Source organism: Xanthomonas sp. CFBP 7698, from assembly GCF_003600855.1.
GTDB classification, from domain to species: Bacteria; Pseudomonadota; Gammaproteobacteria; order Xanthomonadales; family Xanthomonadaceae; genus Xanthomonas; species Xanthomonas cannabis.
In genome coordinates this window covers 116874-131543 of record NZ_PRDN01000005.1, presented here as the reverse complement: position 1 = coordinate 131543, position 14670 = coordinate 116874, and the positions used below count along the sequence as shown (strand labels likewise).

The 14670-nt window shown below is 68.2% G+C and carries 8 protein-coding genes; 2 read left to right on the top strand and 6 right to left on the bottom strand.

Going from position 1 to position 14670, the window contains the following annotated elements; genetic code table 11:
- The first annotated feature begins 93 nt into the window (after positions 1-93).
- Positions 94-2433, top strand: a complete 2340-nt coding sequence (locus tag XnspCFBP7698_RS17625; protein ID WP_123137642.1) for a TonB-dependent hemoglobin/transferrin/lactoferrin family receptor — start codon at positions 94-96, stop codon at positions 2431-2433.
- Positions 2434-2677: 244 nt separating this feature from the next.
- On the opposite strand, the gene mgtE is transcribed toward XnspCFBP7698_RS17625, so the two are convergent.
- Positions 2678-4045, bottom strand: coding sequence for a magnesium transporter (gene mgtE / locus XnspCFBP7698_RS17620; RefSeq protein ID WP_104581362.1), 1368 nt, complete (start codon positions 4043-4045; stop codon positions 2678-2680).
- A gap of 610 nt (positions 4046-4655) precedes the next feature.
- Between mgtE and XnspCFBP7698_RS17610 the strand changes: the two genes are divergently transcribed.
- On the top strand, positions 4656-6470 hold the full coding sequence (locus tag XnspCFBP7698_RS17610) for a monovalent cation:proton antiporter-2 (CPA2) family protein (RefSeq protein ID WP_123137640.1): 1815 nt from the start codon (positions 4656-4658) through the stop codon (positions 6468-6470).
- A 515-nt stretch (positions 6471-6985) separates the two neighbouring features.
- Here the strand turns inward: XnspCFBP7698_RS17610 and zwf are convergent.
- The 5 genes from zwf to XnspCFBP7698_RS17585 form a co-directional block, all read right to left on the bottom strand.
- Positions 6986-8740 carry a glucose-6-phosphate dehydrogenase gene (gene zwf / locus XnspCFBP7698_RS17605; protein WP_199680221.1) on the bottom strand — a complete coding sequence of 585 codons (1755 nt, stop codon included), beginning with the start codon at positions 8738-8740 and terminating at the stop codon, positions 6986-6988.
- Positions 8737-10536: a glycoside hydrolase family 15 protein gene (locus XnspCFBP7698_RS17600; RefSeq protein ID WP_104581358.1), complete on the bottom strand. Its 1800-nt coding sequence runs from the start codon at positions 10534-10536 to the stop codon at positions 8737-8739. The genes zwf and XnspCFBP7698_RS17600 overlap by 4 nt, the downstream gene beginning before the upstream one ends.
- 63 nt (positions 10537-10599) lie before the next feature.
- Positions 10600-10929 carry a phosphotyrosine protein phosphatase gene (locus XnspCFBP7698_RS17595; protein WP_104581357.1) on the bottom strand — a complete coding sequence of 110 codons (330 nt, stop codon included), beginning with the start codon at positions 10927-10929 and terminating at the stop codon, positions 10600-10602.
- 26 nt (positions 10930-10955) lie between these two features.
- Positions 10956-14276, bottom strand: coding sequence for an ankyrin repeat domain-containing protein (locus XnspCFBP7698_RS17590; protein WP_104581356.1), 3321 nt, complete (start codon positions 14274-14276; stop codon positions 10956-10958).
- Positions 14269-14529 (bottom strand): YcgL domain-containing protein, encoded by a 261-nt coding sequence (locus XnspCFBP7698_RS17585; RefSeq protein WP_039414450.1) that lies wholly within the window; start codon positions 14527-14529, stop codon positions 14269-14271. Before XnspCFBP7698_RS17585 ends, XnspCFBP7698_RS17590 begins: the two co-directional genes overlap by 8 nt.
- Between the last annotated feature and the right edge of the window lie 141 nt (positions 14530-14670).

The following is a 14670-nucleotide window of genomic DNA, read 5'->3' as shown; positions in this document are numbered from 1 at the left end:
GCGGGCACCACCCAGCCACGCGACCGCCCCGTGCCGCCCGCAGCCAGGTCCGCGTCTTTCGCGCCCCTCCTTTTCCTGACTGTGGACCCCACGATGACTTCGACACCGACCCTGCTGGCCCTGGCGATCGCCGCCGGCCTGGCCTTCCCGCTGCATGCCGAACAGGCGCCCGCCGACGCCACCACCTTCGACCCGGTCGAAGTGAAGGCCGCGCGCGACAAGCGCGCCTCCAGCAACCAGAACGTCACCACCCTGGACACTGCGCAGCTGCAGCAGGAACAGGCCGAAAGCATGGAGGACCTGGTGCGCTACATCCCCGGCGTGAGCATCGCCGACATGGGCCGCTTCGGCGAGAACGGCTTCAATATCCGCGGGCTGGAAGGCGACCGGGTAGCGATGACCATCGACGGCCTGTCGATGGCCGAAGGCGTGGAGACCGCGCGTGACTACGAGTTCTTCCGTGCCGGCCGCGGTGGCGTGGATGTGGATTCGCTCAAGAGCGTGGACATCGTCAAGGGCGCCGATTCGATCAGCGCCGGCAGCGGTGCGCTCGGCGGCGCGGTCGTCTTTACCACCAAGGACCCCTACGACTATCTCAAGGCGCAAGGCAACGACACCTATGTCGGTCTGAAGACCGGCTACACCGGTCATAACGACCAGCTGCTGGGCAACGTCACCGTCGCCAATCGCACCGGCATCGTCGAATCGATGCTGACCTACACCCGCCGCGACGGCCACGAATCGGAGGGCTGGTATTCCAGCACCGAAATCGACACCGGCAGCGCGCGGCGCACGCCCGACCCGATCGACAGCGAAAGCGACAACGTGCTGGCCAAACTCGACGTGGTGCCGAATGCACAGCACCGCTTCGGCGTGGTCTACGAACGCAACCGCTCGCAGAACCGGGTCGCCAACCTGAGCCGTGTCAGCGCGCCAAGTTATGCCGAACGCATCGGCGACGACAGCAACGACCGCGATCGTTACGGCCTGCGTTATCTCTGGAACGCCGACAACGCCTTGTTCGACACCCTGGAAGCGCAGCTCGACCGCCAGCAGACCGACAGCCGCGGCACTACCCGCATCCTCACCCAGAGCGGCACCTCAAGCACCCCCGCCACTGCGGCCACCACGCGCTGCACGGTGGCGCTGCCATGCCGCCGCGCCGAAAACCGCGACACCGAGCAGACCCTGGACCGCATCGCGCTGGATTTCGACAAGCAGGTGCACGGCAACGGCTGGTCGCAAGCGCTGCTGTACGGGGCCGCCTGGCAGCGCCGCAGCATCGATTTCAGCGCGGTCGACTACCGCTGGAACAACGCCGGCGCGCTGGACACCGCCACCGTCGACCCGGCACAGGTGCCACAGACCGATGCCGACACCTGGAGCGTGTACCTGCGCGATCGTATCGGCCTGCTCGACGACCGCCTGCAGCTCACCCTGGGCGCCCGCTACGACCACTATCGCTATACGCCGACACTGTCGCCCACCTTCATCGATACCACCGGCACGGTACGCGAGGTGACGTTCGCTTCGCCCACCTGGCAGGCCGGCATCAGCTACGCCTTCACCCCGCAGCAGACGCTGTGGTTCCAGACCGGGCGCGGCTTCCGTGCGCCGACCACCGCCGAAATGTACGCCCCGACCAGCATCACTGCGCTGACCCGGGTGGACACCGGCACCACCGTCAACGTGCCGACCGTGGCCGCCAATCCCGCGCTGGGAGCAGAGCGCAGCCTCAACCTGGAACTGGGCTGGCGCTGGGAAAGCGACTGGGCGCGCGTGGGAATGTCGGTGTTCCGCGACCGCTACGACGACTTCATCCAGAGCGAGACGGTGACCGCCGATGCCGGCACGCGTTACCAGACCTGTACCCGCGGCGTGTGCACCTCGCGCAACGGCTACGCCTACACCACGCTGCTCAATGTCGGCCAGGTCGAGGTCAAGGGGGTCGAACTGGATGCGCAGTTCAAACTGGGCGATGCCTGGCTGCTGCGCGCGGCCTGGACCCACAACCAGGGCGAGCTGGAAGACGGCCGCCCGCTGGACAGCATCAATCCGGATCGCGGTGTGCTCGGCCTGAGCTGGCAGGGCCTGGACGAGCGGCTGCGCATCACTGCCAACATCACCCACGCGCTCGCCAAGAAGGCCAAGGACGTCAACGTGGAGAGCGATGTCTTCGGCGCGCCGGCCGAGCCGTTCCTCAGCGACGCCTACAGCGTTGTCGATCTGTTCGGCAGCTATCGCGTCAACGCACACGTGCGCGTCAATCTCGGCGTGTACAACCTGTTCGACGAGCGTTACTTCCAGTGGGCGCGCATCCGCAACGTCACCCGCGGCGATTTCTATCTGTACGGCTATGCCACCGACGACGGCATCGGCCGCTATAGCGAGCCTGGCCGCAATCTGCGCGCCACGGTGTACGTCAACTTCTGACCCGCGTTGCCGGTGCGCAGTGATGCACGGTCTGCCATGCATCACTGCGCAGGCTGTGCAAGATGTTCCGCAACCGCACGGCCGGGTACTGCAGCGCCTCTGCGCGCCAAGTGGTGGCACGCAGAGGCGACTTACCCCGTATGAAATGCCGCCCTGCATACGGCACCTCGACCGTCGGATCTCGACGATTGCAGACGTAACGAGGGCGGCGCGTAGCTGCTCACACGCGCCACGCATCGCGACGCTACAACAACGTGCCGCTCAGGATCGCCGCGGCGATGCTGAAATAAATCACCAGCCCGGTGACATCCACCAATGTGGCCACGAACGGTGCCGAGGCACTGGCCGGGTCGAAGCCGAAGCGTTGCAACACGAACGGCAGCATCGAGCCGGACAGCGAACCGAAGGTGACGATGCCGATCAGCGCCGCGCCGATGGTCAGCGCCACCATCTGCCAGTGCGGGCCGTAGTCGTACAGGCCGGCGTTTTGCCAGATTGCGATACGCACGATCGCCAGCACGCCCAGGATCGCGCCCAGGGTGAGGCCGGTGGGCAGCTCGCGCAGCGCCACCTTCCACCAGTCGCGCAGGCGCAGTTCGCGCAGTGCCAGCGAGCGGATCAGCAGCGAGGTGGCCTGCGAGCCGGAGTTGCCGCCCGAGCTCATGATCAACGGAATGAACAGGGTCAGCACCACCGCCTTGGACAGTTCATCCTCGAAGTGCTGCATCGCGCTGGCGGTGAGCATTTCGCCCAGGAACAGCACGCTCAACCAGCCGGCGCGCTTCTTGATCATCTGGCCAAAGCCGATCTGCATGTAGGGCCTGTCCAGCGCCTCCATGCCGCCGAACTTGTGCACGTCTTCGGTGGATTCGACGATCAACGCATCCAGCACATCGTCCACGGTGACGATACCCAGTACATGGCCATGCGCATCCACCACCGGGATGGCGAGCAGGTCGTGGCGGCGGATCAGCCGTGCGACTTCTTCCTGGTCCAGCGCCGGGTCCACGGTGACCGGCGGATTGACCTGCGCCACATCCAGGATCGATGCCTCCGGCACGCCGGTGATCAGCCGGCGCATGGTGACCACCTGCTGCAGCACGCGGGTGTGCGGATCGAGCAGATAGATGGCGTAGACCGTCTCGCGGCTGCGCTCCACCTCGCGGATGTGCTGCAGGGTGCGGCCCACCGTCCAGTCGGACGGCACCGCCACGAACTCGGTGGTCATCAGCGCGCCGGCGGTGTTGGGCGGGTAGCGCATCAACGCCTGGATCGACAGCCGCGCCTCGGCACTGAGCAACCACAGCAGCGGCTGGCGCTGGTCGGCATCCAGGCCATGGAAGATATCGGTGGCGCGGTCGTCGGCCATCTGCCCGAGCAGCGAGGCGGCCTGTTCCGCAGGCAGTTGCGCGATCAGTTCGCTGGCATCGCGCAGCTCGGGTTGTTCGAGCAGCTTCACTGCACGCGGGGACGGCAACGCGGCCAGCACATGCGCAGCATCGTCGCGGTCGAGGGTGTTGAGATATTCCACCGCATCGGCCGTGTTGAGTTCGGCCAGGGGTGCGGTCAGTGCATCGACGCCTTGGGCAAGGCGCAGGGTTTCGTTGTACATGGTGGTTCGCCTGGTGACGACCGTCGTCGATGACAGCCGGCGAACCTCACGCCTCAGGCGCGCGCCAGCTGGGTCATCGACCCGGGTCTAGGGTGACTGTCGCTGGACATGGATAAAGGCTCCGAAAGTGCGCACCGACCGGCGATCCGGGCGGCAGCGCGGCGCAGTCTGCGCGCCTGAGTCGGCTTGGTCAATGCCCTGCGCAGGCCGTGCTCAGCGACCGTGCAGCCCCGTGCAAGTGGCCAGCGTCTGCGCCGTAGCGCGCCGGGGCGGCACCTCGCAGCATGCCCGCATGGAGACCCGACACTGGAGCGTGCGCTCACCTGGCCTGTTGCAGCGCGGCCCCGAACAGGCGATGCGCTGGCGACCGCAATGCGGCGTACCGTGCCTCGATGCCGGGATCGGGCGCAGGCAGGCGTCGTTGCCGTGCGGCCGCGTCATCTCATCGGACGGACACCGGTTGCCGGTGGCGTGCTGCGCGCCTCACAGCGCTTGGTGAATCACCGAACCGAAGCGCACCGCCGGCCCGCACCGTTGCACGCAGCGCACGCCAATCCAGGCGGGCACACGCAGGCCGGCGGCATAATGAGCACCTCAACGGAGAACGTGCATGCATAGCGGTGGTCTTGAACTGGCTCTGGTGCTGATGCTGGCCGCCATCGTGGCGGTGCCGGTGTTCAAGCGCTTTGGTCTGGGAGCCGTGCTGGCCTATCTGGTGGCCGGCGTGGTGCTCGGACCCGATGGCGTGGGCGTGGTGCAGGACGCCGAGCGCATCAGCGGTGCGGCCGAGATCGGTGTGGTGATGCTGCTGTTCGTGATCGGGCTGGAGCTGTCACCGGCGCGGCTGAAGGTGATGCGCCATTCGGTGTTCGGCGCCGGCGCCACCCAGGTGGTGGTGACCACGGTGATCCTGGGCGGCCTGCTCATGGTGGGCAATCTGGGCTGGAAGAGCGCGCTGATCATCGGCGTGGCGCTGGCCTTGTCGTCCACCGCGGTGGGCCTGCAATTGCTGGCCGAGCGCAAGGCGCTGGGCAGCGACTACGGCCGGCTGGCGTTTGCGATTCTGCTGTTCCAGGACTTGATTGCGATCCCGTTGCTGGCGGCCATACCGCTGCTGGGCGGCAGCAAGAACGCCACCCTCGCCTGGCCGGACGTGGCCAAGGCCGTGGCGGCGCTGGCGCTGGTGATCCTGTGCGGGCGCTTCGTGCTGCGCCACCTGTTCAACGTGGTGGCGCGCACGCGCATGCCGGAGGTGTTCACCGCCAGCGCCTTGCTGGTGGTGCTGGGCACTGCCTGGATCATGCAGGAAGCCGGATTGAGCGCCAGCCTGGGGGCCTTCATCGCCGGCGTGCTGCTGGCCGATTCGGAATTCCGCCATGAACTCGAATCGCAGATCGAACCGTTCGAAGGGCTGCTGCTGGGGCTGTTCTTCATCTCGGTGGGCATGGGCATCGACCTCAACCGCGTGGTCGCCGAGCCCGGCTTGATCGCGGCGGGCGTGGCGATCCTGCTGGTGGTGAAGTTCTCGCTGCTGGTCGGCATCGGCAGCGTGGCCAAGCTGCCGCTGCGCAGCAGCCTGATGCTGGGCAGCGTGCTGTGGCTGGGCGGCGAATTCGCGTTCGTGGTCTTCAACGAGGCCGACCGCGTGGGCCTGCTGGAAGCTGCCAACCACGACCGGCTGGTGGCCATCGTCGGTGTGTCGATGGCACTGACGCCGCTGTTGCTGCTGGGCATGCAACGCATCCTCAACGGACCGCTGCGCCTGCGTGCGCCCAAGTCCGAGCGCCCGTTCGACACCATCGACGCGCAGACGCCCAAGGTGCTGGTGGCCGGCATGGGCCGCTTTGGCCAGGTGGTTGCGCGCCTGCTCACCGCGCGGCACGTGCCCTTCGTGGCGCTGGAACACAACCCCGACACCGTGGAAGACCTGCGCCGCTTCGGTAGCCAGTTGTATTACGGCGACCCCACCCGCCCGGAGCTGCTGCGCGCCGCCGGTGCCGACCGCATCAAGGTGTTCGTGATCGCGGTGGACGACCCGGAAACCAATATCAAGACGGTGCGCCTGATCCGCCGCCTGTACCCGCAGGCCACGGTGCTGGCGCGCGCACGCAACCGCCAGCACGCCTGGAAGCTGATGGACCTGGGTGCAGAACCGTTCCGCGAAGTGTTTGCCTCCAGCCTGGAACTCAGCGGGCGGGTATTGACCTCGCTGGGACTCGGCGAGGCGGATGCGCGCGAACACGTCAAACGCTTCCGCCAGCACGACGAAGACCTGCTGCGCCGCCAGCACCTGGTCTACGACGACGAAGCCAAGGTGATCCAGACCTCGCGCGACGCCCGCGCCGACCTGATGAACCTGTTCGAAGCCGACGTCAAGGCGGATGTGGATGGCGAGCCGGCACCCACCACCACGCACGAGCGTTGAGCCCGGCACATCGCACTGACTTAGGCGCGCGCCCGAGCGCGATGGGGCTTTACCGGTCATGCCCCGTCGCGCTCGGGCGCGCTCCTACGAGGCAGCGAATACCGGCCGCTCGCTGGCGAGTGCCGACTCAAAAATCGGCGAATCGTTGCGCCAACAACAAACGCGCATCAACTCGCGAAACCGCCCTTTTGTAGGAGCGCGCCTGAGCGCGATGGAGCTTTACCGGTCATGCCCCGTCGCGCTCGGGCGCGCTCCTACGAGGCAGGGAATACCGGCCGCTCGCTGGCGATAGCCGACTTAAAAAATCGGCGAATCGTTGCGCCAACAACGAACGCGCATCAACTCGCGAAGCCGCGCTTTTGTAGGAGCGCGCCTGAGCGCGATGGGGCTTTACCGGTCATGCCCCGTCGCGCTCGGGCGCGCTCCTACGCGGGCGCCTGCATTGCATGACTGCGATTCATTGCACGCTGTCTGCGTGCACAGCCGCCGCCCGGCGGCGGCGCTTCTGTCGTCGCTCAGCTGCGTGGCTTGCGTGTGGTGCGGGCCGAGGATTTCTTCGCCGCGGCCTTGCTGCCTGCTGCGCTGCTGGTGGTCCTTGGTGCTTTTGCCACGCGCTTGGTTGACGCTTTGGTTGCCTTGGACGCGCTACCCGTCCTGGTCGCTTTCTTGGCCGCCTTCTTGGTGGCTTTCTTCACCGGCGTTGCAGCACTGGCACGCGCTTCCGGCGGCCGGCGCGGTGGCGGTTTACGGCCGGGGGTGAGCGCGCGCCAGGCGTGTCCGCCATTCATGGCCAGCAACGCATCGGCAGCCGAAGGGCCGGCGCTGCCGGCGGCGTAGTTGGGGAAGTCGCTCGCCGGTTGCTTCCAGGCATCCAGGATCGGCTGCACAATGCGCCAGGCGCCTTCCACCATGGCCGCGTCCTGGAACAGGCCGGCTTCGCCGTTCATGCAATCCTGTAGCAGGCGCTCGTAGCCCACCGTGTATTCCTTGGGAAACCAGTCGCGATAACGGAAATCCATGCGCACCGGCGCCAGTGCGACCTGTGCGCCCGGGCGCTTGACGTCGAACTGCAGCGAAATGCCTTCGTCCGGCTGGATATGCAGCACCAGCCAGTCGGGGCCGTAGCCGCCGACCTCAGTGCTGCGGAACGGTGCCAGTGGCGCGGGCTTGAAGCGGATCGCGATCTCGGTGGTGCGCTCGCGCAGGCGTTTGCCGGTGCGCAGATAGAACGGCACGCCGGCCCAACGCCAGGTGTCGACCTGCAACTTCATCGCCACATAGGTTTCGGTATCGGAGTCGTCCGGCACGGTGTCTTCTTCGCGGTAACCGGGGACGGCGTTGCGATTGACCGCGCCGGAGGCGTATTGCCCGCGTACCACGTCTTCGGGCTTGATCGGGCGTACCGCTTCGATCACTTCCGCACGCCGGCGATGCATGGCCTCGGTGGTGAAGGCGGCCGGCGGCTCCATGGCAATCATCGCCAGCAGCTGGAACAGGTGATTGGGCACCATGTCGCGCAGGCACCCGGTGGGGTCGTAGAAGCGGCCGCGCCCTTCCACGCCGATGGTTTCGGCGGCGGTGATCTGCACATGATCGATGCGGTCGCGGTTCCACACCGGCTCGAACAGGCCATTGGCGAAGCGGAACGCCAGGATGTTCTGCACGGTTTCCTTGCCCAGGAAATGGTCGATGCGGAACACCTGATCCTCGTGCAGCACCTTGGCCACGGTGGCATTGAGCGCGACGGCGCTGGGCAGGTCGTGACCGAAGGGTTTTTCCACGATCACGCGGCGCCAGCCCTGGTTTTCGCGCTGCTTGACCAGACCGGCTTCGCCCAGGTTGAGCAGCACCGGCTCGAAGAAGCGCGCGGCGGTGGCCAGATAGAACAGCACATTGCCTTGCGTACCGTAGCGCTTGTGCAGTTTCTCCAGCACGCCGTCCAGCGCCTGGTAGGCGCCTACATCGGTGAAGTCGCCGCGCAGGTAATGCATGCGCTCGCGCAGCCAGTCCCAGGTGTCGGTGTCGAATTCGTCGGTCTGGAATTCCGCATCGCGGCTGCTGAGCAGCTGCGTCATCGATTGGCCCATGTTGCTGCGCCAGGCGCGCTCGCTGATGTCGCCGTGGTCCATGCCGACGATGGCGAATTGCTCGCCCAACGCACCGGCGCGGCGCAGGTTGTACAGCGCCGGCATCACCAGCCGCCGGGTCAGATCGCCGCGCGCGCCAAATACCACGATGATGCAGGGCGGTGTGGTCTGTTGCTCGTTCATGGATGTGTTTCCTCTTCGCCCATGCGTCCGTGCAGGCGCAGTGCCGCATTGACCAGGGCCACGTGGGAATACCCTTGCGGGAAGTTGCCAAGCATGCGTTTTGCCCGTGGGTCGTACTCTTCGGCGAGCAGGCCCACGTCGTTGCACAGTCCGAGCAGGCGCTCGAGCAATGCGCGCGCTTCGTCGGTACGACCGACCAGCGCGAAATTTTCCACCAGCCAGAAACTGCAGGCCAGGAAGGTGCCCTCGCCCGCCGGCAGGCCATCGGCGCTGTCGTCGGCGCGATAGCGTTCGACCAATCCGTCGATGGTGAGCTCGCGCGCGATCACATCGGCGGTTGCCGCGATGCGTGGGTCGTCGGCCGGCAAAAAGCCGACGATCGGAATCAGCAGCAGCGATGCGTCCAGGCGGTCCGAGCCATAGCTCTGCACGAAGTGCCCGTCCGGGTGCACGCCCTTCTCCAGCACTTCGGCGCGGATCTCCTCGGCGATGCGGCCCCAGTGCGCGCGTTTTTCCGCAGTGGCATGGGTGATGCCATCGCGGGTGCCGCAATCGAACGCCAGCCAGGCCATCACCTTGGAGTGCACGAAGTGGCGGCGCTCGTCGCGGATTTCCCAGATGCCTTCATCGGGTTGGCGCCACAACGTTTCCAGCGTGTCGAGGATCTTTTCCAGCAGCGAAGCAGAAGAACCATCGTCATCGGACGGCGGCGCCACGCCCTTTTCGCGCGCGTAATGGAAGGCGCCAATCAGCTCGCCGTAGACATCGAGCTGGAACTGATCCACCGCGCCGTTGCCGATGCGCACCGGGCCGGAGTTCTCGTAACCGGGCAACCAGTGCGCCTCCCATTCCTGCAGGCGGCGTTCGCCACCAATGCCGTACAGCGCCTGCAGTTGATCGGGCGAACCGGCGATGGTGCGCTGGACCCAGTCGCGGAACGAGGCAGCTTCGTCGCGATAGCCGGCCTGCAGCAAGGCGATCAGCGTGAACACCGAATCGCGTAGCCAGCAGTAGCGGTAATCCCAGTTACGCGTGCCGCCCAGATGCTCGGGCAACGAGGCGGTGGGCGCGGCCACGATGCCGCCGGTGGGTAGATAACTCAGCCCCTTCAACACCACCAGCGAGCGGCGCACCTGCTCGGTCCACGGGCCGACGTCGGTACAGCGCCGCGCCCAGCCATGCCAGAACGCGGTGGTTCGTTGCAGCGCCTGCTCCGGGTCGATCGCCGGTGGCGTGGGCTGGTGCGAAGCGCCATGGCTGAGCAGGAACCAGGTGCTCTCGCCGTCGCGCAGGGTGAAGTCCGCTTCGGTGCCCATGTCCTCGCCGTGCAGCGTCTGCGGCGAGCGCAGTGCGAGCTGATCGGGGCCGGCGATGGCGCGGATGCCGTCGTCGATGCGCGTCACCCACGGCACCGTGCGGCCGTAGTTGAAGCGGAAGGTCAGCCGCATGTGCATGGGCACTTCGCCCTGCACGCAGCGCACGATGCGCACCAGGTGCTGATGCACCTCGCCGTTTTCGCTGGCCACCATGAAATCGACCAGCTCCACCGTGCCGGTGTCGGTGCTCAGCCGTGTGCACAACACCAGGCTGTCGTCTTCGTAGGCACGTTCGCTGCGGAAGTCCGCTGCGGGCGCCAGTGCCCATTGCCCGTGTTGCTCGTCGCCCAGCAATGAGGCGAAGACCGCATCGGAATCGAAGCGTGGCAGACACAGCCAGTCGATGGTGCCACGGTGGTCGACCAGGGCCGCGCTGTGGCAATTGCCCAGCATGGCGTGGTCTTCGATACGCACGCTCATCGTATGGGCGCTTCCTTCCGGCGAAAGAACATGCAGTCTTGCATGTGCGGTGTCGGGATCAGGTTACGAATACGCCGGCAAGCGCAGCAACGGTGGCACCGTGTGTTCCAGCCCACGGATCAGTGCCGGGTCCATGTAGGCATAGTCGTCGGGAATCTGCAGCGACAACACGCGGCAATGACGCAAATGCGCGGCGAAGCGTTTGCGCAGCAACTGCAGATGGCGGCGCTCCAGCACCAGCACCAGCTCGGCCTCGTGCAGCAGTTCGGGGGTGACCTGTACTTCGGCATCGGCAGCCAGACCGGCCGACTGGGGCTGCACGCCGGGCCAGTCGGCGAACACGCGCTCGGCAGTGGGGCTGCGCAGGCGGTTGCGGCTGCACACGAACAGCACCCGCAGCGGTTGCCCGCCGCGCCGGCTCAGCGGCCTTCGCGCAGGAAGCGCGCCATCGACGACACGCCCGGCAGCGCCGGTTCGAACTGGCCGGCCACATCGATGAAGCCGCGCATGATGGCGATCTCGCGCGGGGTGCGGTTGAGCGCATCGCGACGATCGGCGTCGGCACCGGCGCGCAGCAGGCGCTGCACCAGCAGCGGCAGCCCGTGCAGCGCGGCCAGATGCAACGGGCCGAAGCCACGCTGGTCGGCCACATCCAGCGAGACGTCTTCGTCCAGCAGGCGTTCGACGCCGGCCAGCACCACCTTCTCGTCGCAGGCGGTGCCCGGTTCGGCACGCGCGCCCAGCAGCAACAGCAACGGGCTGACCCGGCCGCCGGCCAGATGGTCCGGGTCGGCACCGGCCAGCAGCACGGTATCCAGCAGGGCCAGCAGGCGGGTCTTGTCGCGCGCGGTGAAGCCGTACAGCGCCGCGCAATGCAGCGGCGCCAGCCCCTGATCGTCGGTGGCATGCACATCGGCTGCCGCGGTGAGCAGGCGCGCCACGATGTCCGGCAGGCCCAGCGCACAAGCCAGCATCAGCACGGTCACGCCGCCCGGCAGGCGATGCTCGATCTGTGCGCCGGCTTGCAGCAAGGCGGCCACGATCTCGGTCTGGCGCATGCTCACTGCCGCCGACAACGGGGTGGCGCCGCTGTTGGCTGCGCGCTGCGGATCGGCGCCACGGCCGAGCAGATGCGCCACCACGCCAAGATGGCCGCCACCGGCCGCACGCAGCAGCGCGGTGCAGCCCTGCGCGTCGACGGCATCCACCGGCAGCCCCAGGTCGATCAGGCGACGCACTGCGTCGGTGTCGCCGGTCATCGCCGCGGACGGCACATCGGCCTCGCGCAGCGTGCGGCGCGGCAGCGACCAGATCCGCCAGTCCAGCCAGTCGGCCAGATCGCGGCGGCCGATCGACAACGCCACGCCGAGCGGGGTCTGCCCGTCGGCAGCGCGCGCTTCCGGCGAGGCGCCCTGCTTGACCAGTAATTTCAGCGACGCGTCGCGGCCCAGCGCGGTGGCCAGATGCAGTGCGGTCATGCCATGGCTGTCGCGCGCTTCGCGGTCCACCCCGTGCTCCAGCAGCCACTGCTGCAGGCGCAGCCAGCCCAGCCGCACCGCCAGCGACAACGGTGGGTCGCCTGCCGCCGACGGCGCGAACGGGTCGGCACCGCGGTCGAGCAATTCCAGCGCGAATTGTTCCAGCCCGCGCGATGCGGCGTCGTGCTGCACGCAGGCACTGAGCAGCCGGGTCAGCCCACCGGCGCCGGCCGGCGACACGCCATGGCGCAGCAGGGCCTGCATGGCCGGCACCGCCTCCACCCCGCGCGAGAGCAGCGCAAACATGGGCACATCGCCGCAGGCATCGCGCACTTCGGCATCGGCGCCGTGGCGCAGCAGCCAGTCGACCGCATCGGCATTGAGCGCCAGGTGCGCGTCGTGCAGCAGGCCGCCGAGTTCTTCCGGGCCGCACAACCGCGCCAGGGCGGTCAGGCCGTCACGCTGGCCGAACTGCAGGCCTTCGCGCAGCAGCACCAATGGCGGGCGATCCGGCAGCACGGTCACACCCGGGGTGTCGCCCGGGGCGTCGCTGACGGCGGCCGGCAGCGGGTAGGCCGGATCGAGCAACTGCACGATCGCCCAGCGCCCGGCCTCGGCCGCCACGTCCACGGCGCGGCGGCCATGCACATCGGCCGCGTCGGCCGGCACCTGCAGATCCAGCAGCCGGCGAATCAGCGCCGGCGAGACGCTGTCGGCGGCGCAGGCGAGCATGACCGCATTGCGGCCCTCGCCATCGACGGCCAGGACATCGGCCTTGCGCGCCACCAGGCGTTCGAGCACCGCGCTGCGCGCCTGCCGCGCGGCGTCCAGCAACGGCGTGCGGCCGAGCAGATCGCGCGCTTCCAGGTTGGCCCCGGCCGAGAGCAGCGCCTCGACGATGTCGCCATGGCCCGCCAGCGCGGCTTCGTGCAGGGCGCCGCGGCGCTGCCGGTCGCGCGCATCCACACGGGCCTTGTGCTTGAGCAGCAGCTGCACACCGGCCGGGTCGTCCTCTTCGGTGCCGGCGGCTGCCAGCAGCACCGGTGCGCCGCCGTCCGGTTCGGAATGGGCACCGCGCTCCAGCAGGAATTTCGCCAGCCGCCAGTTGCCGACCTGGCAGGCCATTGCCAGCGGCGAGTGGCCGTCGTTGTTGAGCGCATCGAGTTCGGCGGCGGCATCGCGCAACAGCGCGGCCACGCCGGGGTCGGAACTGCGTACCGCATGGTGCAACGGGGTGTTGCCGTCGTTGTCGCTGGCGCGCGGGTCGGCGCCATTGGCCAGCAGGGTCATCACCGCATCCGGGCGGCCATGCCAGCTGTCGCGGGTGGCGGCCAGCAGCGGGGTCATGCCGCGGTGCGGCTGGTTGACGTCCACGCGCCGCACGATCAACTCGCGCAGCAGGCGCAGGTCCGGCAGCACCGCCGCCAGTGCCGGCAGGCTGCGTTGGTCGCGCCATTCCGGCAGCGGCATCGCCTGCGGGTCGGCACCGGCCTCCAGCAACTGCAGCGCGCGATCCACCCGGCCGCTGCGCGCGGCCTCGAACAATTCGGGCACCAGCTGATGCTGGGCCACCGGCTCGAGCGGGCGCGGCTCGGCGGCGGCCTCATTGAAGAAATCGGCCGCCTGGCGTGCCACCGGCGCATCGCTGCGGGTCGGTGCGGCGGTGCGTTGCAGCAGCAGGTGGGCGGCCGGCAGCAACGCGGCGGCGGCAATCGCCAGGCCCCAGCGCAGGCTGTCGGACAACCAGCCCGGCCAGGCCAGCGCCACCCCCAGCGTGCACACCGCCAGCACCAGCGCGGCCGCCAGCAGGCCACGCCAGGCATGCAATTCCTGCGTGGCCAGCGCATGCCAGCGCGGCGCCAGCGCGCCACCGTCGCGCTCGACCTCTCCCCACAACGGCCAGGTCCGCCACAGGCCCAGCAACGCGGCGCTGATCGCCACGCTCAGCGCCAGCGCCGCGGCCAGGCTGCCGCTGTCGCGCAGGGCGGTCAGCGGCCAGCTGATCAGTGCGGCCAACGCCAGCAGCCCGACGCCCCAGATCGTCAGCAACGGTGGCAGCGTCTGGGCAATGGCACGCGGCTGGGTCGCCAGCGCGCGGCTGCCGCGCGCCCACGACACCGCCAAGGCAAAGGCCGGCTGGGCCAGCCACAGACTCACCGCGGCAATGCCGCCGCCAAACCCGCCCAGCAGGGACAACCCCACACCGGCGGCGCCAGCCAGGGCGGCGGCGCGCACCCGCGCGGCACGCTGCGGCTCAGTCATGGTCGCACTCGCCCGCCAGCACCACCGTCTTGGGTAGCTGCAGATAGAACCCGTGCTTGCCAAGCGCCTCGCGCACGGTGGCCGCATCGGCCTGCGCCAGGCGCCGCTCAGGCGTCAACGCCACCTCCAGCACGAAGGTCAATGGCGCCAGCTGCGTGTGCACGGCAGCGGGAAGACCGGAGAAGTCGTCACGCGTGGCGAGATAGACGAAGGTGTCCTGCTTGCGTTGGCTTTTATAGACGTAGGCGTGCATGCGCGCGTGATCGCGCTCGTAAGAGAGGTGGGCCGCAGGATTGTGTCCCAATTGCGGCGACGGCGAAAGCGCGGCAGCTGCGAAAAATCCCAGCTGCGTCAGCGACATGACCGGCGCGTTCAGTTGCGCCATCGACGGGGC

What these genes read in the sequence shown, in the direction of transcription:
- zwf (WP_199680221.1), bottom strand. Translation starts at nt 8,740, where the DNA reads ATGAACGAGCAACAGACCACACCGCCCTGCATCATCGTGGTATTTGGC.
- XnspCFBP7698_RS17590 (WP_104581356.1), bottom strand. Translation starts at nt 14,276, where the DNA reads ATGACTGAGCCGCAGCGTGCCGCGCGGGTGCGCGCCGCCGCCCTGGCT.
- XnspCFBP7698_RS17610 (WP_123137640.1), top strand. Translation starts at nt 4,656, where the DNA reads ATGCATAGCGGTGGTCTTGAACTGGCTCTGGTGCTGATGCTGGCCGCC.
- XnspCFBP7698_RS17600 (WP_104581358.1), bottom strand. Translation starts at nt 10,536, where the DNA reads ATGAGCGTGCGTATCGAAGACCACGCCATGCTGGGCAATTGCCACAGC.
- mgtE (WP_104581362.1), bottom strand. Translation starts at nt 4,045, where the DNA reads ATGTACAACGAAACCCTGCGCCTTGCCCAAGGCGTCGATGCACTGACC.
- XnspCFBP7698_RS17585 (WP_039414450.1), bottom strand. Translation starts at nt 14,529, where the DNA reads ATGCACGCCTACGTCTATAAAAGCCAACGCAAGCAGGACACCTTCGTC.
- XnspCFBP7698_RS17625 (WP_123137642.1), top strand. Translation starts at nt 94, where the DNA reads ATGACTTCGACACCGACCCTGCTGGCCCTGGCGATCGCCGCCGGCCTG.